20 protein-coding genes, 1 tRNA gene and 1 rRNA gene are annotated in these 22301 nt (G+C 32.2%); 10 read left to right on the top strand and 12 right to left on the bottom strand.

The window, feature by feature from the left end; translation table 11 throughout:
- A 16S ribosomal RNA gene (locus EM932_RS08125) occupies positions 1 to 126 on the bottom strand; the annotation flags it as partial.
- Positions 127 to 1258: 1132 nt separating this feature from the next.
- Between EM932_RS08125 and thrS the strand changes: the two genes are divergently transcribed.
- The 4 genes from thrS (at position 1259) to rplT (ending at position 4551) form a co-directional block, all read left to right on the top strand.
- The gene (thrS, locus tag EM932_RS08130) at positions 1259 to 3193 is read left to right on the top strand and encodes a threonine--tRNA ligase (RefSeq protein ID WP_135876692.1); all 1935 of its coding nucleotides are present in this window, start codon (positions 1259 to 1261) and stop codon (positions 3191 to 3193) included.
- Between the two features lie 71 nt (positions 3194 to 3264).
- Positions 3265 to 3774, top strand: coding sequence for a translation initiation factor IF-3 (gene infC / locus EM932_RS08135; protein WP_135876693.1), 510 nt, complete (start codon positions 3265 to 3267; stop codon positions 3772 to 3774).
- Between the two features lie 93 nt (positions 3775 to 3867).
- Positions 3868 to 4065 carry a 50S ribosomal protein L35 gene (rpmI, locus tag EM932_RS08140; RefSeq protein WP_019388182.1) on the top strand — a complete coding sequence of 66 codons (198 nt, stop codon included), beginning with the start codon at positions 3868 to 3870 and terminating at the stop codon, positions 4063 to 4065.
- Between the two features lie 141 nt (positions 4066 to 4206).
- On the top strand, positions 4207 to 4551 hold the full coding sequence (gene rplT / locus EM932_RS08145; protein WP_109308747.1) for a 50S ribosomal protein L20: 345 nt from the start codon (positions 4207 to 4209) through the stop codon (positions 4549 to 4551).
- A gap of 113 nt (positions 4552 to 4664) precedes the next feature.
- Here rplT and EM932_RS08150 read toward each other — a convergent pair whose 3' ends face one another.
- On the bottom strand, positions 4665 to 5087 hold the full coding sequence (locus EM932_RS08150; RefSeq protein ID WP_135876694.1) for a secondary thiamine-phosphate synthase enzyme YjbQ: 423 nt from the start codon (positions 5085 to 5087) through the stop codon (positions 4665 to 4667).
- 280 nt (positions 5088 to 5367) lie between these two features.
- Between EM932_RS08150 and EM932_RS08155 the strand changes: the two genes are divergently transcribed.
- Complete coding sequence (locus tag EM932_RS08155; protein ID WP_135876695.1) at positions 5368 to 5811, top strand: hypothetical protein; 444 nt, start codon at positions 5368 to 5370, stop codon at positions 5809 to 5811.
- A gap of 6 nt (positions 5812 to 5817) precedes the next feature.
- On the opposite strand, the gene EM932_RS08160 is transcribed toward EM932_RS08155, so the two are convergent.
- The 6 genes from EM932_RS08160 to tgt all read right to left on the bottom strand — a co-directional run bounded on the left by EM932_RS08160 (position 5818) and on the right by tgt (position 13245).
- Positions 5818 to 7002, bottom strand: coding sequence for an asparagine synthetase B (locus EM932_RS08160; protein ID WP_135876802.1), 1185 nt, complete (start codon positions 7000 to 7002; stop codon positions 5818 to 5820).
- A 415-nt stretch (positions 7003 to 7417) separates the two neighbouring features.
- Positions 7418 to 8956, bottom strand: a complete 1539-nt coding sequence (dnaB, locus tag EM932_RS08165; RefSeq protein ID WP_135876696.1) for a replicative DNA helicase — start codon at positions 8954 to 8956, stop codon at positions 7418 to 7420.
- A gap of 168 nt (positions 8957 to 9124) precedes the next feature.
- Positions 9125 to 10078, bottom strand: a complete 954-nt coding sequence (locus EM932_RS08170; RefSeq protein WP_135876697.1) for an acetyl-CoA carboxylase carboxyltransferase subunit alpha — start codon at positions 10076 to 10078, stop codon at positions 9125 to 9127.
- 71 nt (positions 10079 to 10149) lie between these two features.
- Positions 10150 to 11046 carry a DMT family transporter gene (locus tag EM932_RS08175; protein WP_135876698.1) on the bottom strand — a complete coding sequence of 299 codons (897 nt, stop codon included), beginning with the start codon at positions 11044 to 11046 and terminating at the stop codon, positions 10150 to 10152.
- Complete coding sequence (locus tag EM932_RS08180; RefSeq protein ID WP_135876699.1) at positions 11033 to 12109, bottom strand: LptF/LptG family permease; 1077 nt, start codon at positions 12107 to 12109, stop codon at positions 11033 to 11035. The genes EM932_RS08175 and EM932_RS08180 overlap by 14 nt, the downstream gene beginning before the upstream one ends.
- A gap of 5 nt (positions 12110 to 12114) precedes the next feature.
- A complete protein-coding gene (tgt, locus tag EM932_RS08185) occupies positions 12115 to 13245 on the bottom strand; it encodes a tRNA guanosine(34) transglycosylase Tgt (RefSeq protein WP_135876700.1) in 1131 nt (376 codons plus the stop codon).
- 334 nt (positions 13246 to 13579) lie between these two features.
- On the opposite strand from tgt, the gene EM932_RS08190 reads away from it, so the two are divergent.
- On the top strand, positions 13580 to 14104 hold the full coding sequence (locus EM932_RS08190; RefSeq protein WP_456236430.1) for a hypothetical protein: 525 nt from the start codon (positions 13580 to 13582) through the stop codon (positions 14102 to 14104).
- 48 nt (positions 14105 to 14152) lie between these two features.
- Here the strand turns inward: EM932_RS08190 and EM932_RS08195 are convergent, their stop codons facing one another.
- Entirely contained in the window at positions 14153 to 15223 is a 1071-nt protein-coding gene (locus EM932_RS08195) for an FKBP-type peptidyl-prolyl cis-trans isomerase (RefSeq protein ID WP_135876702.1), read from the bottom strand.
- Positions 15224 to 15414: 191 nt separating this feature from the next.
- Here EM932_RS08195 and EM932_RS08200 point away from each other — a divergent pair, with 191 nt between their 5' ends.
- Positions 15415 to 15798, top strand: coding sequence for an RNA-binding S4 domain-containing protein (locus tag EM932_RS08200; protein ID WP_135876703.1), 384 nt, complete (start codon positions 15415 to 15417; stop codon positions 15796 to 15798).
- A 108-nt stretch (positions 15799 to 15906) separates the two neighbouring features.
- Positions 15907 to 16410: a phosphoribosyltransferase domain-containing protein gene (locus EM932_RS08205; protein WP_135876704.1), complete on the top strand. Its 504-nt coding sequence runs from the start codon at positions 15907 to 15909 to the stop codon at positions 16408 to 16410.
- Here EM932_RS08205 and EM932_RS08210 read toward each other — a convergent pair.
- Entirely contained in the window at positions 16402 to 16923 is a 522-nt protein-coding gene (locus tag EM932_RS08210; protein WP_135876705.1) for a shikimate kinase, read from the bottom strand. The genes EM932_RS08205 and EM932_RS08210 overlap by 9 nt on opposite strands.
- Positions 16924 to 17072: 149 nt before the next feature.
- Here EM932_RS08210 and EM932_RS08215 point away from each other — a divergent pair.
- Positions 17073 to 17145, top strand: a tRNA-Lys gene (locus EM932_RS08215).
- Positions 17146 to 17309: 164 nt separating this feature from the next.
- The gene (locus EM932_RS08220; RefSeq protein WP_135876706.1) at positions 17310 to 18830 is read left to right on the top strand and encodes a sulfatase; all 1521 of its coding nucleotides are present in this window, start codon (positions 17310 to 17312) and stop codon (positions 18828 to 18830) included.
- Between the two features lie 44 nt (positions 18831 to 18874).
- Here the strand turns inward: EM932_RS08220 and EM932_RS08225 are convergent, their stop codons facing one another.
- Together EM932_RS08225 and EM932_RS08230 are read right to left on the bottom strand one after the other, a co-directional pair.
- Positions 18875 to 20197 carry a DUF4185 domain-containing protein gene (locus EM932_RS08225; RefSeq protein WP_135876707.1) on the bottom strand — a complete coding sequence of 441 codons (1323 nt, stop codon included), beginning with the start codon at positions 20195 to 20197 and terminating at the stop codon, positions 18875 to 18877.
- An 18-nt stretch (positions 20198 to 20215) separates the two neighbouring features.
- The gene (locus EM932_RS08230; RefSeq protein ID WP_135876708.1) at positions 20216 to 22294 is read right to left on the bottom strand and encodes a glycoside hydrolase family 2 protein; all 2079 of its coding nucleotides are present in this window, start codon (positions 22292 to 22294) and stop codon (positions 20216 to 20218) included.
- Positions 22295 to 22301: the final 7 nt, after the last annotated feature.

Below are 22301 nucleotides of genomic sequence, written 5' to 3' on the forward strand. Positions count from 1 at the left end.
TGTATACGCGTTACGCACCCGTGCGCCGGTCGTCATCTGGTGCAAGCACCAATGTTACCCCTCGACTTGCATGTGTTAGGCCTGCCGCTAGCGTTCATCCTGAGCCAGGATCAAACTCTTCATCGTTGTTTTTTGTGCGTCTTCTATATTTGATATAAAAAACAGCTCTTAACAACCAATAGGAATCTCTAATGCTCAAAATGGTCTATTCTCTTTGTTTGATTAATACCGTTTCCAGTATCAATCTTACGCTGTCAATTCAATATGTTTATGAACTTCTTTTTTACTTCTCTAAGCTCGTTTCCTCGCTTAGCGGGTGCAAATATAAAACCCTTTTTTTAGTTCCGCAATACTTTTTTGATCTTTTTTTAGAAAAAATCTTCAGGCCTTTTCTAATATCCGAAAATCATTGATTTTTAATGGACCCTGCCCAACAAGCTACTGCCCGTTTTGGCGGCTGCAAACATACAACCTTTTTTATTCTCACAATACCTTTTTTGATCTTTTTTTGAAAAAAAATTTTAAGCCTTTTTCTTTGTATAAATCGCAATGTTTTTATGAACGTTTTGCCTCTGAGCTAATGCCCGTTTTAGCGGCTGCAAACATACAACCTTTTTTATTCTTTAAAAGCTTTTTTTAAACTTTTTTAATTTTGTCTTTTATGACCTTTAAGGAACGTCGCATAACTGCCGATTCTTTCAATCTTAGCCGCTAAGCGGGTGCAAAGATACTCCCCATTTTTACATATCCTAACCTTTTTTTAATATTCTTTTTATATTCTTTTTTATACCCTGAATTACAAGCCGTTATAAACACCCTTTTTTTACCACACCTTTAGCTTTTTTATATCAAATGAAACATACTCCCTTTTTATTCCCTTCTCCTTATTATTATACCTAATCTTTTAAATCACTTACTTGGATTAATTTTTATTAAACATTATTAAAATATTACCTCTTTTCTTCCCTCCTACCTAAAACCGAATAACCTTATATGAAGCACATAAGAAAACTGTTTTTGGAACCTTTACAATATACTTTGAAATACCTACTTCAGAACAACTAAATACTATATATCTCTTTTATTAATATTCTATAGGCTTTTAATTACTTATCAAAAAAGTACAATGGATTTCAGCTGGGCTATGCAAAATACGGAGTAACACCAAAAATTTAATCACATATTAAATTATACATATATATATATTGTGTGGATTTGTTTATACTATTATCTTTGCATTCTGATTTTAAATTATTTTATGATAGATATAACATTACCCGATGGAAGTGTAAAGCAGTTTGAAAAAAATGCTACACCTATGGATGTTGCTAAAAGCATTAGTGAAGGATTTGCAAGAAATGTCATTTCGGCTAGTTTTAATGGTACAACTGTTGAAACTGTTACTCCATTAACCACTGATGGCTCTTTAGTTTTATATACTTGGAATAACGACGAGGGTAAAACTGCTTTTTGGCATTCTTCTGCGCATGTATTAGCACAAGCTATTGAAGAATTATATTCTGGTGCAAAACTTACTATCGGTCCTGCGATTGAAAATGGGTTTTATTATGATGTAGACTTTGGTGATCATGTAGTTTCTGAGAAAGACTTCAAAGCTATTGAAACTAAAATGATAGAAATTGCACGTGGGAAACATGAGTTTAAAATGCGTTCTGCAACAAAAGCTGAGGCTTTATCATTATATAGTGATAACGAGTTTAAAACTGAACTGATTGAAAACCTAGAGGATGGTACAATCACTTTTTGTGATCATGCTACTTTTACAGATTTATGTCGTGGGGGTCATATTCCTAATACAGGTATTATTAAAGCTGTAAAAATTTTATCGGTTGCTGGAGCTTATTGGAGAGGTAATGAAAACAACCCACAATTAACACGGGTGTATGGCATATCTTTCCCAAAACAAAAAGAGCTTACTGCTCATTTAGAATTATTAGAAGAAGCAAAAAAGCGTGATCATAGAAAATTAGGGAAGGAACTAGAATTATTTACGTTCTCTAGAAAAGTTGGTCAAGGTTTACCATTATGGCTACCAAAAGGCGCTGCTTTACGCGAACGTTTAGAAAACTTTTTAAAAGCAGCCCAAAAGAAAGCGGGTTATGAAATGGTTGTTACGCCTCATATTGGACAGAAAGAACTATATGTAACTTCGGGACATTATGCAAAATATGGTGAGGATAGTTTTCAACCAATACATACACCTAAAGAAGACGAAGAGTTTTTATTAAAACCTATGAACTGCCCGCATCACTGTGAAATATATAATAGTGCACAATGGAGTTATAAAGATTTACCTAAACGTTACGCGGAATTCGGAACGGTTTACAGATATGAACAAAGTGGTGAATTACATGGTTTAACAAGAGTTAGAGGTTTTACACAAGATGATGCGCATTTATTTTGTACACCAGACCAGTTAGATGAAGAATTTAAAAATGTTATAGATTTAGTTCTTTATGTTTTTGGTTCTTTAGGATTTGAAAACTTTACTGCTCAGGTTTCATTAAGAGATCCTGATAATTTAGAAAAATATATAGGTAGTAACGAAAATTGGGAAAAGGCAGAAAAAGCCATTTTGAATGCTGCTATCGATAAAGGGTTAAATTATGTTGTAGAAACTGGGGAAGCTGCTTTTTACGGTCCTAAGTTGGACTTTATGGTAAAAGATGCCTTAGGGAGACGTTGGCAACTTGGTACTATTCAAGTAGATTACACGTTACCTGAGCGCTTTGATTTGACTTACAAAGGCAGTGATAATGAGCTACACAGACCAATAATGATACATCGTGCTCCTTTTGGAAGTATGGAACGTTTTATTGCTATTTTGTTAGAACATACGGCTGGTAATTTTCCACTTTGGTTGATGCCAACACAGGCTGTTATATTATCAATTAGCGAGAAATACGAAAAATACTCTGAAAAAGTTTTAAATTTGCTAGAAAATCACGAAATTCGCGCCCTTGTAGACCATAGAAATGAAACTATTGGGAAGAAGATTCGGGAATCCGAAATGCAGAAACACCCATATATGATTATCATTGGGGAGCAAGAAGAGAAAGAAAACAAAATAACTGTGCGTAAGCATGGTGGAGAGGATTTAGGAATGATTACCATTGAAAGATTCTCTGAAATTATAAAAGAAGAAGTAAGTAAAACGTTAAAATCGTTCTAAAAAATAAAAGTTTAATTTAAAACCATAACGTCATAGCAATTCGAAGAAGAAATCAACCCAATAGAAGGGTTATACAAGAGGATAAACATAAAATAAACTCTAAGATTAGTGCACCTAACGTACGTCTTGTTGGAGACAACGTAGAAATTGGTGTTTATTCTACCAGAGATGCTTTAAAAATAGCTGATGAGCAAGGATTAGATCTTGTTGAGATTTCACCAAATGCTGATCCTCCTGTTTGTAAGGTTATGGATTATAAAAAGTTTCTTTATGAACAAAAGAAACGGGATAAGGCTTTAAAATCTAAAGCTACTAAAGTTATCATTAAAGAAATTCGTTTCGGACCTCAAACAGATGACCACGATTATGAATTTAAAAAGAAACATGCTGAGAAGTTCTTAAAAGAAGGTGCTAAGCTTAAAGCTTTTGTGTTTTTTAAAGGACGATCCATTATATTTAAAGAACAAGGTCAGATCTTATTACTGCGTTTAGCGCAGGATTTAGAAGAGCTTGGTAAAGTAGAGCAAATGCCACGTTTAGAAGGTAAACGTATGACCATGTTTATCGCTCCAAAAAAATAAGAAGAATATATATAAGTTATATTAAAGATATGATGCTGAAACGAGTTCAGCACTAAAGTAATTAAGCGAGATAATTAAAACTAGGAAAAGAAAATGCCTAAAATGAAAACAAAATCTAGTGCCAAGAAACGTTTTAAGTTAACGGGTACTGGAAAGATTAAAAGAAAGCACGCTTTTAAAAGTCACATCTTAACAAAGAAGTCTAAAAAGCGTAAACTTGCTCTGACTCATGATACATTAGTACATAAGGCAGACGAGGACAATATTAAAACGATGTTACGTTTAAAGTAATATTGTTTTAATCGGTTAAACAAATTTATAAACCCTGGAGTTAGGCTTATTGATTAACGATTGTAGATTTTAAATTTACGGTTTTAAAAAATAAAAAAAGTGTCGATTATCGACCGCCTACTACAAAAAACAATTAAAATTATGCCAAGATCAGTAAATTCTGTAGCAAAAAGAGCCAGAAGAAAAAAGGTTCTTAAACAAGCAAAAGGTTACTTTGGAAGACGTAAAAACGTTTGGACAGTAGCAAAAAATGCGGTTGATAAAGCGATGCAATACTCGTATAGAGATCGTAGAAACAAAAAAAGAACATTCCGTGCTTTATGGATTACGCGTATTAACGCAGGAGCCAGAGAACATGGTTTATCTTATTCTCAATTTATGGGGAAATTAAAAGCTAATGATATTGAATTAAACCGTAAGGTTTTAGCAGATTTAGCTATGAATAATCCTGAAGCTTTTAAAGCTGTTATAGAGAAAGTAAAATAAGGCGTTTTGCCTATTGTAAAAACATATTATTCGCTTAATAAAAAATCTGATTCTTAATTGAATTGGATTTTTTTGTTTTTAGCAGTTTAACAAATGTTTGGATACTGTCAACTTTATACTCCAAAAGCTGTGATAACAATGTTTCTTGAGCTTCCATAATCTCTATGTTCACATAAATAAATACCTTGCCAAATTCCTAAATTTAATTGCCCCTTTGTAATAGGTATATTAACCGATGCTCCAAGTAATGATGTCTTAATATGTGCTGGCATATCATCAGCCCCTTCATTGGTATGTTTATAATAAGATACGTTTTCGGGAACCATGACATTAAAATGGGATTCAAAATCTAATCTCACAGTAGCATCTGCATTTTCATTTATAGTTAAACTTGCCGATGTATGCTTAATAAATACTTGTAATTGTCCAATGTTTATTTGCCCTATTTCTGGAATAGCATCTAGAATGCTATTGGTAATTAAGTGAAATCCTCTTGAACAGGGTTGTAATTTTATTTCCTTTTGAAAAAACTTCATGTTAAATAATTTCTACGCTTAACTATTTATAGCCAAATTATATATTATAGTACTTTTAATAAAATTATAACGCAACCATTTTAGTTTTTTTTCATCTACATATATAAACCCTATATGTAATTAATCATAAAATGTTTGCCACCCTGAACTTATTTCTGGGTCATATTTTGATAAATCGTTGATTTTCAAAAATTATGAGATACTGAAACAAGTTCAGCATGATGTGTAAATATGCAATATGATACAAAACGGATATTCATTATCCTAAATTAAAAAAATCATGAAAAAGTATTTTGTAACCATAATATTTAGTCTGTTATTATTAACTGCTTGTTCTGTAAAAAATGATATTGATATTCCAGAACCTCAAACTGTAATTGCGCATTGGAATTTGATTAAGACCACAGGTGGTGTAGCAGGTGTTAATGATACTTTTCCTTTAGAAACTGTAGTCTGGACTTTTAATGAAGTAGACTTTGAAATTGAAATTGAGAACAGTAATACTGATGATACAAAACAAGATGCTCTGGATTCAGGAACTTATGCTTATTCTGTAATAGAAGCTAATGGAGATACTTTTCTTAGTATTGATGGTGTTGAATTTGGTTCGTTTACAATTTCTTCAACAGCTGTGCTTACCATAGATCAAAATAATCTATCAGATAGTAGCGGTGCAGACGGCTTTATATACACATTCGAAAGAACTCTTGAAGTCATTGAATAGCAGCTTTTAAGTTTTCTGTTTCTTTTTCCTTGCAGCCGGAAATAGTACATTATTTAAAATAAGTCTATACCCAGGAGATGTTGGATGCAAATCTAATTCTGTTTTTGCGTCCCCTACTCTATGTTGATAATCTTCAGGGTCATGTCCTCCATAAAAAGTAAAGAATCCTTTTCCTTTTATACCATGAATATATTTGGCTTCACCATTAGATTTTGTCTCCCCCATTACTAATACATTCGATTTTATTTCATCTCTGGTAAAAGATGTTGTCTGCCCCATAAAACCTTTCACTAAAGCTGTATGATTTTGGCATAACATCGTTGGAATGGGATCCCATTTTGCAGAAAATTCCATTAATGAAAAATAATCGATTGTTTTAGGAACCCTACGTTTACTGGTCATATCTATTGAGGAAAACTCATATACAATAGGGCTTCGTTCTAACGTGAAATTAGAAAATGCAAAGGTTTTGTTATAATCTATCTTATTTTGATAGGCCGGATCGCTTCCATCGCCATCAAACATAGGCTCACAGATATCTACCCCTTCAGCAGATAAAGCAATATCAAAACTATCTGTTGCACTACACATAGCAAACATAAACCCGCCACCAACAACATAGTCTCTAATCTTTAAAGCGACATCAGATTTTTCTTGAGACACTTTATTATAACCCAATTTTGTTGCTAACGCTTCTGCAGCCTTTTTTTCTTGAATGTACCAGGAAGCAGCTCTATAAGCTCCATAAAATTTGCCATACTGTCCTGTAAAATCCTCATGATGTAAATGTAGCCAGTCAAAGAGTAACAAGCCATCATTTAACACTTCTTCATCGTAAACAGTTTCATAAGGAATTTCAGCATATTTCAACACCATTGTTACAGCATCATCCCATGGTAGCTTTCCCTTTGGAGTATATACAGCTATTTTAGGCGCTTTTTCTAAAATGACTGCTTCCATATTTTTACTAGGACTGCTTATCTCTTCTAAAATACTTTCCACTTTAGAATTTGAAATGACTTCGAAAGAAATTCCACGAATTTGACATTCTCTTTGAATTTCATCGGTATCTGGTAGCAAAAATGAACCTCCCCTATAATTTAAAAGCCATTTTACTTTTAATTCCTTATTGAGTGTCCAATAGGTAATACCATATGCTTTTAGATGATTTTTTTGACTTTCTGCATCCATGGGTATAAGAATATAGGATGCATAGGTATTAATACCGAGTAATATAAAGAGTAAACTTATAAATAACTTTTTCAAAAATAGATTTGTTTAGAACCAAGAATAAAGACCACTTCACTTTTAGAATATAGACTTTTAACTATGACTTCATTTCAAATTGAAAGATACTTAAATTTTCTTCCGGTTAAAATGATTTAACATTTTGTTCGAACAATATTTTATAAAACTTATATTTCTCTTTCCAATGTAAATCTTCCATGTTCCTTATCTTATAATATGATGATAATGAGTATTAATTTTACTTTAAAACCATTTTCGCCTTTTCTATTTATGCATGTTCCAGCTTCTTGAACGTTTAGTAAATCAAAGGTTAAAGTAGAAGTAGATTCCTGCCTACGCAGGAATGACAGATTAATTTTTAAAATGGTACGTCATTGTCATCATCATTAAACGAACTTCCAAAAGCTTGATCTGGGCTTGCTTTAAAGTTATCTGCTTTAAAAGTATCATCATTCGCAGCTGCATTCATTTTAGAGTGAAACTCGAAAGGTGAATCAAAATCATCTAGATTATCAAACTTACCTAAGTGACCAACGAACTTTAATCGTATGTTTTCTAAACCACCATTTCTATGTTTTGCTATAATAAACTCAGCTTGCCCTTCTGTTGGAGAACGTTCTTCATCATCCCATTCATCAATTTTATAATACTCTGGTCTGTAAATAAACGATACAATATCGGCATCTTGCTCAATCGCACCAGATTCACGTAAATCTGATAATAACGGACGTTTACTCCCTCCACGTGTTTCAACAGCACGAGATAACTGTGATAAGGCTATTACAGGTACCATTAATTCTTTAGCTAATGCCTTAAGGTTTCTGGAAATCATAGAAATTTCTTGCTCACGATTTCCTCCATGACTATTACCCCCAGTCATTAACTGTAAATAATCAATCATGATTAATTTTATACCATGTTGCGATGATAAACGACGTGCTTTCGCCCTTAAATCAAAAATTGAAAGTGATGGCGTATCATCAATAAAAAGTGGTGCCTTTTCTAAGCCTTTTACTTTTACATTAAGTTGCTCCCACTCGTGTTTTTCAAGCTTACCTGTACGTAATTTTTCAGAAGATAAACCTGTTTCACTGGAAATTAAACGGGTAATTAATTGTACTGAAGCCATCTCTAAAGAAAAGAATGCTACAGGTATATTTTGATCTACAGCAATATTTCTTGCCATAGAAAGTGTTAAAGCCGTTTTACCCATACCTGGACGAGCTGCTACAATAATTAAATCAGATGGTTGCCAACCAGATGTTAGTTTATCTAATTTATTAAAACCTGTTGGTATACCACTAAGTCCTTCTTTATTCGAAATTTCTTCAATTTTCTTTTTGGCTTGAATAACTAAATCTTGAGCTGTTTCACTCGATTTTTTAATATTTCCTTGGGTAACTTCATATAATTTTGCTTCTGCTTTATCTAATAAATCGAAAACGTCTTTAGTTTCATCATAAGAGTCTTCAATAATTTCGTTAGAAATTTTAATCAAGCTACGTTGAATAAACTTTTGCAAAATAATACGCGCATGAAACTCAATATGTGCAGAAGAAGATACTTTTTGTGTTAAAGAAATAAGGTAAAAATCGCCACCAGCAAGTTCTAGCTTTGAGTTTTTCTTTAACTGCGTGGAAACGGTTAATAAGTCTACAGGTTCACTGTTTTCAAATAACAGAAAAATAGCTTCAAAAATATATTGATGTGCCTCTTTGTAAAATGCTTCGGGGCTTAAAATATCGATCACTTCGTCAACCCCTTTTTTATCAATCATCATCGCCCCAAGCACAACCTCTTCTAAATCAAGTGCTTGCGGAGGTATTTTGCCTTTTTCAAGACTAATAATGGTACTTTTATCTACTTTATATCCTTGAATTTGGTTAGGTTGCTTCATGCTTACGAAAGTAATTAAAAAGAAAGATTTTTAAATCAAAAAATGAATTAGGATTACTCACTAGTCATTAACAATTTAACTGTTAACAACTTAAAAATATTGTTGATAAGCATAAAAAAATCCAAAACTTTAAGTTTTGGATTTTTTTATGTTATGGTTTTAAAAGGCTTACCCTTTATACACTCCCATATTTGCATATTTTTCCATACGCTGGGATATTAATTCTGTTGGTGATAAGTTTTTTAATGACTCATAAGATTTCACGATAGCATTACTTACTGCCAAAAATGTTTTTTCACGATCTCTGTGTGCTCCTCCAAGTGGTTCTTTAATAACACCATCCACTACTTTTATCTTCATAGCATCAGTTGCAGTTAATTTTAAAGCTTCTGCAGCTTGTTCTTTATATTCCCAACTGCGCCATAGAATTGAGGAACAGTTTTCTGGTGATATTACAGAATACCAAGAATTTTCTAACATTAATACGTTATCTCCAACACCTATGCCTAAAGCACCTCCAGATGCTCCTTCTCCAATTACTATGGCTATGATAGGAACTTTTAAACGTGTCATTTCTAAAATATTTCTAGCTATAGCTTCTCCTTGTCCACGCTCTTCAGCTTCCAAACCAGGGTAAGCTCCAGGTGTGTCAATTAAAGTAACAACTGGAATACCGAATTTTTCAGCAGACTTAATTAAACGTAATGCTTTACGATACCCTTCGGGATTAGCCATTCCGAAATTTCTATATTGTCTGGTTTTTGTATTGTATCCTTTTTGCTGGCCAATAAACATAAAACTCTGATCGCCAATTTTTCCCAAACCACCAATCATCGCTTTATCATCTTTTATATTACGATCTCCATGTAATTCTAAAAATGAATCACCACAAATAGCTTTAATATGATCTAATGTATATGGTCTATTTGGATGACGAGATAACTGTACCCTTTGCCAAGGCGATAGGTTTTTATAAATATCTTTTTGGGCTGCTTTTAACTTCTTTTCAATTTGAGAACACGTTTCAGTAACATCTACTTCACTTTCTTCTCCAATCACTCTACACTTTTGTAGTTGATCTTCTAGCTCTTTAATAGGGAGTTCAAATTCTAAGTATTCCATAAGAATTTTGTTTTAGCTATTTAATTTTAAGGTTAGCCTACAAATATAAAAACTTTAATTTTCTTAAACTGTTAAGTATGCTTTCTTTTTAATTTTCTTGAGTTTTTTAAAACTCCATTCAAAATGACTGTAACTATAATAACTATAGCTCCATAATAGAATGATGTACTCATCTTTTCTTTTTCTGGAAACAATATAATGGCCATAATAATACCGTAAATAGGCTCTAAATTATACGTTAACACAACTGTATATGGACTAATCAGTTTCATAACATAAACTGATGCAATAAAAGCATAGGCTGTACAAATAGATGCTAATATAAAAAGGTATCCAAAATCGGAGGTTTTTAAATTGAAAAAGTCTAAAGAGAATCCTTCACCAAAAAATAACATATAAATAGAAATGAATATGACACCGCTAATAAACTCATAAAATGAAATAACTGTTGCTGTATGCTTTGTTAAAAATTTCCCATTTAATACTGCAAATAGTGAAGAAAAAAATGCTGAAGAAATTCCAAGAAGAATCCCTGTTAGATATTTTATTTCACTTTGTGTAATTATAAAAACGCCTATTATTACTATAATTCCAAAAAGGATTTCATACCAGATGATGGTTCGCTTGTAAATAATAGGTTCTATAAAAGAAGCAAAAAAGGCTCCTGTAGAAAACATAGCTAATGCTATGGATATATTAGCTGCATCTATCGCTCCAAAAAAAGTTATCCAATGCAATGCTATTATAATTCCTGCTATGGAAAGCCTAAGAAGAGATTTTAGTGTGATTTTTAGTTTGACTTTGGCAATTTTAATGTAAATAAACATTAAAATAGAAGCCATCACCATTCTATACCAAACTAAAGGAACTGCTTTTATTGTAATTAACTCACCAAGAATAGCGGTAAAACCTGCTATAAAAACTAAAAAATGTAAGTGTAAATAGTTTTTAATTTTAGCGTTTGGCATTGTATAATAAATAAGCTGCTAAAATACCGAAAATGATATTAGGAAACCATACTGCAACTAACGGTGGAAAATCGGACTGTTCTGCCATAACACCAAAGATCTTATCGAAGAACACAAAGACCATAGCAATACAAATACCGACGGCTAAATTAACTCCCATACCTCCTCGCCTTTTTATTGAAGACACTGCCACTGCTATTATTGTTAAAATAAATACTGAAACGGGCAAACTCCATTTTCTGTATAAAACCAATTGAAAACGACCAACATTGGAAGAACCACGGGCTTCTTCTTTTTCTATAAACCGTTTTAAATCACCGTACATTTTTGTTTCGGCAGCATATATAACAGGAATCAAGTGGTCTACATGAAAAGTAAAAAGGGTATCTTTTTTTTTGATTTTTTCTATTTTATCTTCATCTATTCCAATATCTCTTCTAACATAATCAGTTAGTTGATACATGGTATCTTTTTCTATGTATTTTATTTTATTGGCCGTTATTCTAGAAACAAGTTTGTTACCTTCAAAATGTTCAAAAGTAAAATATCTTCCTTCCTTATTTTTTACATCAAAATCACTTACATAAATAATGTCATTATCGTTTATTTGCCTAAACACATTTTTGTTGTCTACAGCACTCCTACCCTTTTTTAAATATTTATAACTAAAATTATTAAAACCTTCACTTGCTTTGGGTGCTAGAAATAACCCCAGAACAATTGCCAATACAGCAACTACAGAAGCGCCTATCATATAAGGTCTTAAAAAACGTGTAAATGAAACACCGGAACTTAAAAAAGCAATAACTTCTGTGTTATTAGCAAGTTTGGACGTAAACCAAATAACCGATAGGAATAAAAATAATGGAAAAAGTAGGTGAGCAAAATAGATTGTAAAGTCCAAAAAATAAACCATGACTTCCCAAAAAGGGACTTCATTTTCTAATATTTTACCAATTTTTTCAGCAAGGTGTACTGTTATTCCAATAGGAACAAACAGTAGTAACATCATTAAAAATGTAAACAGATAACGTTTTAATATATACCAATCAAGAATTTTCATAAATACTATAAACGATTATCCATTTGTTTTACCATTTTGGCTTTCCATGTTTTAAAATCTCCTGCTAATATATGTTTTCTTGCTTCTCGAACCAACCATAAATAAAAACCTAAATTATGTATGGTTGCTATTTGCTTACCTAGCAATTCATTAACTGTGAATAAATGTCTCAGATAAGCTTTACTATATTCGGTATCTACAAATGTTATGCCCATATCGTCTATTGGCGAAAAATCGTCTGCCCATTTTAAATTTTTAATATTTATGGTGCCATGTGCTGTAAATAACATGCCATTTCTAGCATTCCTTGTGGGCATCACACAATCAAACATATCTACTCCTAACGCAATATTTTCTAAAATATTGATTGGTGTTCCTACTCCCATCAAATAACGTGGTTTATCTTCTGGCAAAATAGCACAAACAACATCCGTCATTGCATACATTTCTTCAGCTGGTTCACCAACTGATAAACCTCCAATAGCATTGCCAACTGCTCCAGAATTCGCAATATATTCTGCAGATTGCTTGCGTAAATCTTTATAGGTACTCCCTTGTACAATTGGAAAAAACGCTTGGTTATACCCATATTTTAAAGGTGCCTTTTCTAAATGATTGATGCATCTATCTAACCAGCGATGCGTCATATGCATAGAACGTTTTGCATAGTTATAGTCACATGGGTAAGGGGTACACTCATCAAAAGCCATAATAATGTCTGCTCCTATAGTTCGCTGAATTTCCATGACATTCTCTGGTGTAAAGGTATGGTAGCTACCATCAATATGTGATTTAAACTTAACACCTTCTTCTTTAATTTTTCTATTTGCAGATAAAGAATATACTTGGTATCCTCCTGAATCTGTTAAGATATTTCTATCCCAATTCATAAACTTATGAAGTCCACCTGCTTTTTCTAGAATAGGTGTTTGAGGTCGTAAATATAAATGATAGGTATTACCTAAAATAATGTCGGGATTTATATCCTCTTTTAGCTCACGTTGGTGCACTCCTTTTACAGTGGCAACTGTTCCTACAGGCATAAAAATAGGCGTTTCTATAACACCATGATCGGTAGTTATTTTACCTGCTCTTGCTTTACTTTGAGCATCTTTCGCTTTTAATTCAAATTTCATCTCTACAACATTATTAAGTTGACAAACCTACATATTTTTTTAATTTTAAATTAGTTTTATCAAGTTAATGTAGGTTCATTGATTCCAATTTATTGAAATAAAGATGGGGATTAAAGATAAATAACCAAAAATCTATAACAATAGTTACAAAAAGAAAATAATATCCTTTTGGCAACGTTTTTGATATAATAAATCAAATCTAAAAACGAATATTATGAAAAGTTTAAAAAACTTTCACGAATACCTTAAAAACAAAAGTGACGTGAGTAAAAATCTATTTTTTATTTTGGCAATTGCCTTAATCATTCCAGCTTCAACAATAGCACAAAGTCAAATGGTAACCGGTTTAGGAATTAAAGCCGGATTAAATTACAATGCTAATGGTCATTATATTGAATCTATTAATACAAACGCAGATAATCCAGATAGAAATATTGGGTACCATATTGGTTTATTTGGAAAAATTGGAAACAGTAGACTTTATTTCAAACCGGAATTAGTTTATACTGCTACAAAAAGTGATTATAGTGACGATAGTTTTGAAATGCAAAAAATTGATGCCCCTTTATTAGTTGGCACAAGAATAATAGGGCCTATTAGTGTATTTGGCGGTCCATCTCTTCAATATATTTTAGACTCTGAATTTGACGGTATTTCTATTAATGATATTGAAAATGATTTTTCTGTTGGTCTTAATTTTGGTGTCGGGTTTACTCTTAAAAAAATAGGCATAGACTTACGTTATGAGAGAGGCTTTAGCAAGAATGAAGCTACTTTTTTGAATAATAACAATGTTAATACTAGTAGACTTGATACAAGACCTGATCAATTAATTTTAAGTTTATCTGTTATTTTGTAAACTAAAACAATAAAAAAGAGCCATTTTTTAAGTGGCTCTTTTTTTTATTTATTTGTTATAATTAGTGGTTATATCTTTATCTAAATAATCACCATCACCATTATTATCAGAATCTACGATCTTTAATGTTTTAATAGTAATCACACCTGCATCATCAGATCTTTCTATTTCAAACTCATTTTTTTCATCGAGTACAGGTTCCTCTTCTCCCAGATTTGTATTTACCGTATAAGTTATTCGTTCCAGTTCATTAATGGTTAAAACACCATCACCATCATCATCATTATCTAAGTAATCAGGCAAAGAATCACCATCTGTGTTATCATCTATGGACAACAATATTCCGTCTTTATTTAAGTCTTCTAAATAGGAAGGAACACCATCATTATCATGATCATTCTGTGACATTTGTAATAATTCAAATTTAAAAATTATTGGTGAGTAAGCTGGAATTCCTGTTCGAGAGGAAGAAAAATACGCTAAACCAGACGGCATAAACATAACTCCTATACCTTGATTATAAAAACTAATAGTTCCATCGTCATTTTCATCAAAACCTTCTGCCACATTAAAGTTTGGTAGTGCTAGCTTCCACCCTTCTATTGTTCCTGGGTTTATATTAGTTCCATCACCTATAAGATCAAAACCAGTTGGATTTACTGCACTATCAAACACTGCATCATCTAAAGTAAACCCCTCATAAACCACAACTACGTTATCTGCAAAAGTCGGTGATTCATTTCCTGTTCCATTTTTTAACCTGAGTATGTAGTACTCATAATTTGTATCTGCAAAAACTACTGTTTTTGTTTCTAGCATAGGAGCATCGCCTTCAAGTAATTTTTCAAGCAATGTACCATCAGCAGGAGGCGTTGTTCCTTCTACAAGTTTAGTAATTTTTAAATCATTAATTGTTGGATTTGTAAGTGCTTCAAATTCGCTTGAATTATAGTAATGTGTAGCAAAATATTCCAACAGATCAGCTTTATCCTCAACCTGTTGTTCGTCCCTATCCCTATCTTCAACAGGAGCAGGTATGTCATTATCGTCATCTTTATTACAAGATAAAAAACATGTAGCTGAACATAATGCAATTAAAGCTATTTTTCTTAGTTTCATATTTATTTTTATTTGCTTTTTGAACGACCTCAATTAGTAATGCGTCGTACATAGGTGTAACATCCATTTAATTAGCTTTCATTTAAAATTTTAAGCCCAGAATGTTTCTTTATTGCCTATTTTTGGCATGCAAGATACAATTTTAAAATAATTTTGCACAAGAACATTAACGTAGTTTTTAGAATAATTGTATGCGAATTGATAAGTATTTATGGTGTATTAGATATTACAAAACAAGAACCCTAGCAACAACTGCTTGTAAAAAAGGACAAGTACGTGTAAATCAGGAAATTGTTAAGCCTAGTAGAGAAATTTACCCACTGGATACCATTGAGTTAAGAAAGAATCAAATAAACTATAAGATTACTGTAAATGACATCCCTGAAAGCAGGGTTGGTGCTAAACTGGTTGATATTTATAGAACAGACATGACACCTAAAGAACAATTTCAAGCCCAAGAGCTTTTAAAGTATTCTAAAGATTATTATAGAAAAAAAGGTGTTGGTAGACCTACAAAAAAAGATAGAAGAGATATTGATGATTTTACTGATGAAACATCCATGACGGAAATTTAGTCGAACTGAAAATGGTTTTTATTGGTATTAAATCTGACCTTTGAAAAAAAATAAAATAAACAGATAAAAATGAGTAATTTTATCGTTTAATTTTAGAATTAAACAATTATGACTGTTAAGAATAATATCATCCTTAATCATAACGAGATCAATCATAAAATTAGGCGTATTGCTTTTCAGATATATGAAAACAATGTGAATGAAAAAGAAGTCATTCTTGCAGGTATTGATAAGAATGGTTATGTATTTGCAAAAAAATTAAAAACGGTACTTCAAAAAATCTCTGATATAAACCCTATTCTTTGTAAAGTTTCTATTGACAAAAAGCATCCTCACTCTGATATTGAAACCTCAATTTCATCAGACGATTATAAAAATAAGTCTTTGGTACTTGTAGACGATGTTTTAAATTCTGGTACAACTTTGATTTACGGTGTAAGACATTTTTTAAACGTACCTCTTAAGCAATTTAAAACAGCCGTTTTGGTAAATAGAAATCATAAAAAATATCCTGTAAAAGCAGACTTTAAAGGTATTTCTTTATCTACTTCCTTGCATGAACACGTCAATGTAGTTCTAGAAGGTAAAACTTTTGAAGCTGTTTTAGAATAGTTTCAAAACTAATTCTTCGATTATATCTTCTTCTTTTTTATTATCGGTTGTTATAGTGATTTCTGATAAATTATAAAACTGAGAACGCTCAAAAAGGTGCTTTCCAATAAACTCTGCCAGTAATTCATCTGTTTCAATATGAGCAATTAATGGGCGTTTACTTTTTTCATTTTTTAACCTTGTTACTAAAGTAGGTATTGAAGCTTTTAAATAAATGCTTTTTACATTGGGATTGTTTGTGAGTAAATCCATGTTATTGCTGTAGCATGGTGTCCCTCCTCCTAATGATAAAATTAAATTAGTTTTATTATCTAAAAGTTCTTTTAGGTAGAACGTTTCCTTCTTTCTAAAATATATTTCTCCTTTAGATTTAAAAATATCGCTTACTGATAATTGTTCTTTTTCTTCTATATAATCATCCAGATCTATAAAATCATAGTTTAGTTTCTTTCCCAAAATTCTTCCTAAAGTCGACTTTCCCGAAGCCATATACCCAATTAAAACTAAAATCATTTTCTCTCTATAAATTGATTATTAAAAACATACGTTTTAGTGACGCAAAAAAACAAAAAAATCTTTTAAAAAAGTATTGTTTTATTAATAAAACATTCTATATTTGCACCCGCTAACAACAAACAAAGCAACGTTAGTGTTGAAATAATGACCTGGTAGCTCAGTTGGTAGAGCATCTCCCTTTTAAGGAGAGGGTCCTGGGTTCGAGCCCCAGCCCGGTCACTAAGAAAAGCCTGAAACTTTTGTTTTGGGCTTTTTTTGTGATCTATTTTTAGTTTATTCCTTTTCTATAATTTAGAGTCGAAAATACTTCTAATTAAGCCATAAATACGTTAACTTTATAGCTTAAAACATCATATTCTACACCATTATTTCCTAAAATTCACATGACACTTATTAAAATAGTATTTAGTAGTTTATTTATGGGGCTATTGCTTTTTAATTGTGGCAATTCAAATATCCAATCTAAAACAACAGAGCCTGATGGTCTTAAAAGCAAACCAAACGTTTTATTCATTGCTGTTGATGATCTTCGACCGCTTTTAGGCTGTTATGACGTAGCATTTGCTCAAACACCTGAAATAGATAAATTGGCTTCTGAAGGACGGTTGTTTAAAAACCATTATGTACAAGTGGCTACTTGTGGCGCATCAAGATCTTCAATGCTTAGAAGTAGATACCCTAGGACTAAAAATGAACTACATAACAAGGAAGCTTTTAATGCTATACCTCGTGGGGCTTCTAATTTAGCCAGAACTATGCCCGAATTGTTTAGGAAAAATGGTTATGAAACTGTTTGTATTGGAAAAATTTCACATTCTGATGATGGGTGGTTAAATAAAAATGCTATAAGAGATAGTACTAATCACGATTTACCAAATGCCTGGGATAAAGTATTAACTCCTTTAGGCAATTGGAAACAATCTTTAGTTGTAGCCTATCCTAATGGCAAAGATCGTGATGATGGTTCTGGCTATATGCCTTATTCATTATTTCCAGATATTAAAGATAATGAACTACCTGACGGGATGTTTGCAGAAACTGCTATAAACCACCTCAAAACTTACAAAAAATCAGACAAACCCTTTTTTATGGCTTTAGGTTTTTTAAAGCCTCATTTACCATTTGTTGCTCCAAAGAGATATTATGATATTTATAAAAACGTAGAAATTCCTTCTAAAAACGCCATGAAAAAAGGGCAAACCAGAAAAGCTAACAAGAGTGCTGAATTCTATAAATACAAAACTAATCGCCCTTTTGAAAGACCTCAAGGTAAAGAAACATTATCTGAAAAAGACGCTCAAGATATTCGTAGAGCTTATATGGCTTGTGTAAGTTACATTGACACTCAAATTGGTAAAGTCCTAAAGGTCCTTAAAGAAAATGGGCTTTCAGAAAACACTGTTGTGGTACTTTGGGGCGATCATGGTTGGCACCTTGGAGAGAATAATGTCTGGGGGAAGCATACTCCTCTAGAAAGAGCTTTACATAGCCCACTAATTATAAAAACACCTCAGCCACAAAAACAAGGCATAGCAACTAATGCTTTGGCTGCTTCAATTGATCTTTACCCAACATTAATAGATGTATGTAACTTACAAAACACAGCTACCTATCTCCCTTTAGAAGGCATATCTCTACTCCCTGTTATTAATAACCCTAAGATTAAAGTTAGAGATGATGTCCTAAGTTTTTGGAGAGGTTCTGCAACAGTCGTAGACAACCAGTACAGACTTATTGTATCTGGAAATGCTCCTAAGTTTAATTATGAGTTATATGACCACAAAACAGATCCTGGCGAATTAAAAAATATTTCAAAAAAACATACAACTGCTACAAATAAACTTATGGAATCATTAAAAAAGACTTACCCTTCTGTTCTTGTAAAGCATAACAATTCTAATTAATGTGAGTTTCTATGTTAATTAGTTATTAATCCTTTTTAAGTATTTCATTTTCCATCAACCGAAAGTTTAATTTCCTGCAAACACAAAGAATAAGCACTTCCTATAGGTTTTGTTTGTTTTAAAAAAGTCTTGTTATTTCTTTTTTTCTCTAGCATATAATTTGCAGAATAACATAACCACATTGTTTTGCCGTTTTCACTAATAAACTTTGAAGGGATGTTTACAAAATAAGCTTGGGGACCAAAATCTTCCATATAAGTTACCATATTCCATGGTCCTGTAATGTTCGTCGACTCTAAGATATAAGTGTCATATTTTTTTCGAGTGGTTATACCTTTATGTCCATTAGTAATACACATTAAATACTTATTTAGTGGCTTTACATAAGTCATAGTTACAATACCACAATAGTTATTCCACTCAAACACTGGTTTTATTTCTGAAAAATTTTTAGTCCATTTTTCACTTCCATCATTATTAAAACCACAAAAATATTCGTACTTAGATCTATTATTCATGTTTTCAATAGAAGGTGTAACTCTAGCCATAAAAACGGCATCAGCTGAATTCCATGAGTTATTAGATATTCGAGGTTTAGAGTCTGGATTTAGAGATCCGTGACCAATCAAATATGCTTTTCCATCTGGAGAATGTTGCATGTTTTTACCAAAATCGACAAAATGAGGTGCTCCCATTTTTATAAATGGTCCCTGTTTACCAGCTTCCAAATCTAATTCGTTTCTTGAATGTTCAGGGAATAATGGTTTACTTGGAGTATGTTGTGATTCAACCCAAGTTTCTCCATTATCACTAGAATACCTAAACCCAACAAATGGTCCTTGAACATACCATCCGTATTTTTTTCTAATTTCTAGTTTTGGTTGATCTATAGTGTAAGATCCATAATACCAAACACCATTATAAAATAAACTTCCACAAGGGTATCGTCCCTGATAAGGTAATGCTGAAGATTTAAATATTTTATAATCCTCTATCTCTAAATGCATGGGGTCATTACCAACAATTTTTGCTTGTCCTCTTTTGGAATTCTCTCCTGCTCCAGACCACACAAATTTCATATTACTTCCTATGGTACCGTCTGTCCAAGGTGAGTATAAATTACCATCTGATGCCCATGTAGGATACCAAGTATCTGCCTTAGTATAATTAGCAAACCTTTGTGTAAAAGCTAGACTTTTTATTGATGAAGAATACGTTACAGGACAAGATTTAGGTAGACTATCATTCCATACCAAAAGTGAATCTTTAAAAGGAAGTTCTGTACTCTTAAAAGTCCAAATATCATTTTTAGTCTGTCCCCATAAAACTTGTGAAGCAACTAAAAGTAATACACCTATTTGTTTCATTTTATGGAACTTTAGGTTTTATTCAACTTTTAAAGCTAAACCAGATTTTTTTAAAGTCCAAATAACACTATCTTCTAATTTCAAAGAATTTCCTTTTGAGATTACTTTAATGGTATTTTTTCCATCTTTAAGTCGAATATCATTAAATGTGATACTATTAATATCTGAAGTTAACTTTTTCGTTTCAATCTTCTTATCATTCACATATAAAGTAACTTTTTCTAAGTTTGTATACACCTTTACAGACGTTTTTTCTTGAGTTCTATCTTTATGTCTTCTTTCGGCTATATATAGAACTGGTTTATCACTCCAATTGGCTTTGTAAAAATAAAAAGCATCCTTTTTTACTTTCCTGTCAAAAGTAATAAGCCCCTTATGATTTAGGTTTCTTACTCCTCCACGATTCCATCCGGCAACAGAGAAATCAAACATATTCCAAACAAAAGAACTCCAAACAAACGGACGGTTTTTTATTATTCCCCAACTCTTCTCATGATATTCTGTTTGAAACTGCTCAGGGAAATACGCTCCTTTAGGTCTCTCCAACCTATTTATATCTTGATGTTGAATATTTCCTCCTGCACCATATTCACTAATACTAATTGTTGTATTTGGGAATTTTTTATGGGATGAATCTAACCAATTTGAAAGCCCGTCAATAGATGGCGTGTACCAGCCAAAATATTTATTCCATGCTTGCAAATCTGTAATTCCGCCCATAGTCGATACAATATCTCTATCGCTAGCAGAAATAGTTAATCTAGTTTTATCTAATTCATGAGATAACTTCTTTAATTCTTTAGTTAAAACTACAGGTGGGGTCTTTTCTCCACTCCATGCACGTACTTCATTCCACAAACCCCAAACAAATATGCTTGGATGATTATAGTTTTGTAAAATAAGTTCTTTCAATTGTTGTTTTGCATTACCTCCTTCTCTTCCACTCCAATCATGAACATATGGAATTTCTGTCCAAACTAAAATTCCTTTTTCGTCAGCTAGTTCATAGGTTCTATCAGAATGCTGATAATGTGACAATCTTAAAACTGTAGCACCAATTTCATCAATGAGTTCCATATCTTCAACTAACTGCCCTTCACTCATGGCTGGACCAACTTCTTCTTGTTCTTGATGCTTACATACCCCATGTAAATTATAAAGTTCATCATTCAAAATAAAACCTTTACTACTATCTATTTGGTATGTTTTTACTCCAAATTTTTGAGTGATTTTATCAATAGTATTTCCACAAATCAACTGAACTTCTAAACTATATTGATATGGATTTAGTTTTCCATTCCAGAGTATAGGATGATCTAGCTCCATATGATTTGTGGCAATTAAATCTTTTCCAATTGTCTGAAATAACTTCTCAGCTTCTCTCACAATCTCGTTTGCCTTATTTCTTATAATATATTTAATCTTTACTTCATTTAACGAAGATTGATTAGAAATATGGGTGCGTATTTCTAGCTTAGCTCTATTTGATTTTACCTCCGTAGCTTCAATAAAAACACCTGAAGATGCAAAATATGTTGGCGTTATATTGCATTTAGGTGTTGAAAACACTAGAACAGGCCTATAAATACCTCCATAATGATTGAACAAAGCATCGTCAACTGGAATCCGCTTAAAATTGGGAGCATTAGTCACATTTACAGCTAACACATTTTTTCCTTCAAACTTTATTTTATCAGTTACTTCAAAGCAAAATGCTGAGTATCCGCCAATGTGCTTTCCTATTTTTTTGCCATTTAAATAGACTATTGCTTCTTGCCCTACACCTTCAAAGCGAATAAAAACACGATCCTCTTTCATAGATTCCGGTACCTTAAGTACCGTTCTATACCATGCTTGTCCCTTGTAATACCCAATGCCTTTAATGGCATCCATGGAGTATGTATGTGGAACAATCACATCTTGCCAACTCGAATCACTTTTAGTCAATAGATGTCCTTGATTATCTATTCCTTTTGAAAATTTCCAGTGGTCTAATTTCACAAAACTTCTATCTTGAAAAGCGGGTATTTGAGCCGTTAATTGTATATAAGATAAAAAAATAACTACCGTAAAGACTCTTTTAAAAAAAATGTTCATAAATACC

The organism is Flavivirga rizhaonensis (genome assembly GCF_004791695.1).
Lineage (GTDB): Bacteria > Bacteroidota > Bacteroidia > Flavobacteriales > Flavobacteriaceae > Flavivirga > Flavivirga rizhaonensis.

Excerpts from the sequence above, each read along its gene's own strand:
- thrS (WP_135876692.1), top strand. The coding sequence starts at position 1,259 with ATGATAGATATAACATTACCCGATGGAAGTGTAAAGCAGTTTGAAAAA.
- EM932_RS08175 (WP_135876698.1), bottom strand. The coding sequence starts at position 11,046 with ATGCCAAACGCTAAAATTAAAAACTATTTACACTTACATTTTTTAGTT.
- EM932_RS08220 (WP_135876706.1), top strand. The coding sequence starts at position 17,310 with ATGACACTTATTAAAATAGTATTTAGTAGTTTATTTATGGGGCTATTG.
- EM932_RS08150 (WP_135876694.1), bottom strand. The coding sequence starts at position 5,087 with ATGAAGTTTTTTCAAAAGGAAATAAAATTACAACCCTGTTCAAGAGGA.
- EM932_RS08170 (WP_135876697.1), bottom strand. The coding sequence starts at position 10,078 with ATGGAATACTTAGAATTTGAACTCCCTATTAAAGAGCTAGAAGATCAA.
- tgt (WP_135876700.1), bottom strand. The coding sequence starts at position 13,245 with ATGAAATTTGAATTAAAAGCGAAAGATGCTCAAAGTAAAGCAAGAGCA.
- EM932_RS08200 (WP_135876703.1), top strand. The coding sequence starts at position 15,415 with ATGCGAATTGATAAGTATTTATGGTGTATTAGATATTACAAAACAAGA.
- EM932_RS08195 (WP_135876702.1), bottom strand. The coding sequence starts at position 15,223 with ATGAAACTAAGAAAAATAGCTTTAATTGCATTATGTTCAGCTACATGT.
- EM932_RS08190 (WP_456236430.1), top strand. The coding sequence starts at position 13,580 with ATGGTAACCGGTTTAGGAATTAAAGCCGGATTAAATTACAATGCTAAT.
- EM932_RS08210 (WP_135876705.1), bottom strand. The coding sequence starts at position 16,923 with ATGATTTTAGTTTTAATTGGGTATATGGCTTCGGGAAAGTCGACTTTA.
- EM932_RS08160 (WP_135876802.1), bottom strand. The coding sequence starts at position 7,002 with ATGGATGCAGAAAGTCAAAAAAATCATCTAAAAGCATATGGTATTACC.
- rpmI (WP_019388182.1), top strand. The coding sequence starts at position 3,868 with ATGCCTAAAATGAAAACAAAATCTAGTGCCAAGAAACGTTTTAAGTTA.
- dnaB (WP_135876696.1), bottom strand. The coding sequence starts at position 8,956 with ATGAAGCAACCTAACCAAATTCAAGGATATAAAGTAGATAAAAGTACC.
- rplT (WP_109308747.1), top strand. The coding sequence starts at position 4,207 with ATGCCAAGATCAGTAAATTCTGTAGCAAAAAGAGCCAGAAGAAAAAAG.
- EM932_RS08155 (WP_135876695.1), top strand. The coding sequence starts at position 5,368 with ATGAAAAAGTATTTTGTAACCATAATATTTAGTCTGTTATTATTAACT.
- EM932_RS08180 (WP_135876699.1), bottom strand. The coding sequence starts at position 12,109 with ATGAAAATTCTTGATTGGTATATATTAAAACGTTATCTGTTTACATTT.
- EM932_RS08230 (WP_135876708.1), bottom strand. The coding sequence starts at position 22,294 with ATGAACATTTTTTTTAAAAGAGTCTTTACGGTAGTTATTTTTTTATCT.
- EM932_RS08225 (WP_135876707.1), bottom strand. The coding sequence starts at position 20,197 with ATGAAACAAATAGGTGTATTACTTTTAGTTGCTTCACAAGTTTTATGG.
- EM932_RS08205 (WP_135876704.1), top strand. The coding sequence starts at position 15,907 with ATGACTGTTAAGAATAATATCATCCTTAATCATAACGAGATCAATCAT.